Below are 2,306 nucleotides of genomic sequence, written 5' to 3'. Positions count from 1 at the left end.
TCCACCCATCCACCCATCCACCCATCCACTCATCTACCCTCTATTCGCTCGTCGATCGATCGCTTGTCTCAGGACACTATCCCAGATCGCCATTACTGGTTCTACACCGAATCTATCGAGGACTTTGGGTGCGTGGTGCGAGAAATATTGGCGTTTGACTGGATCGTTCATCAAAATATCTAATCCCACAGCTAAAGCATCGACATTATCGGGTACGACTAAGAGTCCATCGATATTATTATGGATAATTTCGCGCGGCCCACTCAAGCAATCGGCAGCAATTACAGGTACTCCACAAGCCATTGCTTCGCACAAGGTGACGGGAAAACCTTCAAACCTAGAGCTGAGGGCAAAAATATCTGCTTTGCGCAACTGCGCATCGATATTAGTAACGACTCCAGGTAAAAATACGCAATCGTCCAACCGCAGTCGCGAGCATAAATCTTCGAGTTCGCCGCGCATTTCGCCTTCTCCGAAAATGGTCAAAGTCCATTCTGGATGTTCGTTGTAAATTTGCGCGAAAGCTTGGATCAGCAAATCGAAACCTTTTTGGGGAATTAATTTACCGATCGCGATGATGTGTCGATCGTCGGTATATAGTTGAGACTCGATCGCTTCTGATTCGGGTAAGGCGACGGGGTTGGGAATCACCGCAGTCTCATAACCCCGCTCTGACGGGAAAAATGATAATGCACTATGAGTCTGTACGGTAATCAAATCCGCACGACGATACGTCCATTTTTGGAGTAGTCCGACAATTTTACCCAGTCCGCTAAAAGCTGGATAGACATGCTCGCAGACGATCGTCGGTACCTTGAGTCGCCAACAGGCTAGCAGTGTCATAATATTAATTAGATTGACACAGCTAATTACCACTTGCGGACGACTGGCAACAATGGCTTTTTTGAGTTTGCCAACCTGCTGAAGATTGCGACTCAAGGCGAAAAAATTCAAGCCCCTATAAATATTGATACCTAGTGGACGATGCTCGATCCGCTTGTCAAGATCGTAGAATGGTGGTGTCGATCCATCGTCGAAAGTGAGGATGGTCACCTGCCAATTTCTTGCAGCCCAATAGTTGGCAATAATTGACATGACTCGTTCTGCACCCCCAACATTCAGCGAAGAACTAATCAGTGTAATTTTCATTGGATCTCAACAAGTATAGATTTAAGAAAAGGAGAATGTCTGTAGCAGAGTCTCTGAGTGAAGAGAGTCGTCAGTGCCGATCTTCTCACCCACTAATTTAGGGTCGATCGCACCAGAATTGACAGCATCTGGGCAGACGAAGATCGTCTCTGTTGGCGGACTTGCAGCAATTGTTAGTAGTTTTGCCAGCAAAGGTAAAATATGTTTGCGGCCTTACGAGCGAACCTTGCTGTTATTAACTAGAGTAAAGTACATATCTCAAAAAGTTAAACGGCAATTTGACGCATATCGATCGATCGTCGGATCGGAGTTGCGGCGATACATAGCTAGCAGCTAGATCCAGAGTTTTAATCGCTCTCGATCCCGACATGATGGTAGTCTCGATCGAACATCGATATACTGTGTCGATGATACTAACTCTTTTTTCGATCGGCTAAGATCGAGTTCCAATCGCACGGCCACAGATAGCGATCGCTATCTTAGTAATAATACCCACCAAAATATCTAAAATAATGATGACTACACCTACCGATCGCCTTCTCGATGGTAAAGCTTTGGCTCAAAAGATGCAGGATGCGCTGCAACTAAAAATTGCCCAGCTCCAGCCCCAAATCGGTCGCCAGCCAGGACTGGCCGTATTGATGGTAGGCGACAATCCAGCGAGTGCTGCGTATGTCGGCGGTAAAGAAAAAGCCTGCGCTAAGGTCGGGATTAGGTCATTCGGACAGCACTTTCCTACTGACGTCAGTCAGGAAAAACTCACCTCCATCATTCACGAACTCAATGCTGACGATCGCGTCGATGGGATTTTAGTCCAATTACCCTTACCGGATGGTTTCGATAGCGTGGCACTGCTGCATGAAATCGCCCCCCACAAGGACGTAGATGGCCTCCACGCCCTCAATTTAGGGAAATTGGTCAGGGGAGAACCCGGACTGCAAAGTTGCACGCCAGCAGGCGTTATGCGCTTACTATCCGAATATCAACTCGATGTGCGTGGTAAACATGCGGTAGTGGTCGGTCGGAGTATTTTAGTCGGAAAACCCTTAGCATTGATGTTGCTAGCCGCCGATGCCACCGTGACGATCGCGCATTCGCGCACGCCCGATTTGGCGGCTGTCTGTCGCAGTGCCGATATTTTGGTCGCGGCTGTCGGT

At 47.9% G+C, this 2,306-nt stretch carries 3 protein-coding genes; 2 read left to right on the top strand and 1 reads right to left on the bottom strand.

The annotated features are described in order from the left end of the window. Nucleotides 1–33: 33 nt before the first annotated feature. The gene (locus C7B77_RS28535) at nt 34–1,149 is read right to left on the bottom strand and encodes a glycosyltransferase family 4 protein (protein ID WP_106313023.1); all 1,116 of its coding nucleotides are present in this window, start codon (nt 1,147–1,149) and stop codon (nt 34–36) included. A gap of 73 nt (nt 1,150–1,222) precedes the next feature. Between C7B77_RS28535 and C7B77_RS28530 the strand changes: the two genes are divergently transcribed. Both C7B77_RS28530 and folD read left to right on the top strand, forming a co-directional pair. Beyond that, the gene (locus C7B77_RS28530; protein WP_146138587.1) at nt 1,223–1,486 is read left to right on the top strand and encodes a hypothetical protein; all 264 of its coding nucleotides are present in this window, start codon (nt 1,223–1,225) and stop codon (nt 1,484–1,486) included. A gap of 178 nt (nt 1,487–1,664) precedes the next feature. Next, a partial coding sequence (gene folD, locus C7B77_RS28525) for a bifunctional methylenetetrahydrofolate dehydrogenase/methenyltetrahydrofolate cyclohydrolase FolD (RefSeq protein ID WP_106313026.1) occupies nt 1,665–2,306 on the top strand: 642 nt, incomplete at its 3' end.

The organism is Chamaesiphon polymorphus CCALA 037, from assembly GCF_003003845.1.
GTDB classification, from domain to species: Bacteria; Cyanobacteriota; Cyanobacteriia; order Cyanobacteriales; family Chamaesiphonaceae; genus Chamaesiphon; species Chamaesiphon polymorphus.
Note: the sequence above shows the minus strand (reverse complement) of the source record. Positions and strands in the feature narration are given on the sequence as shown.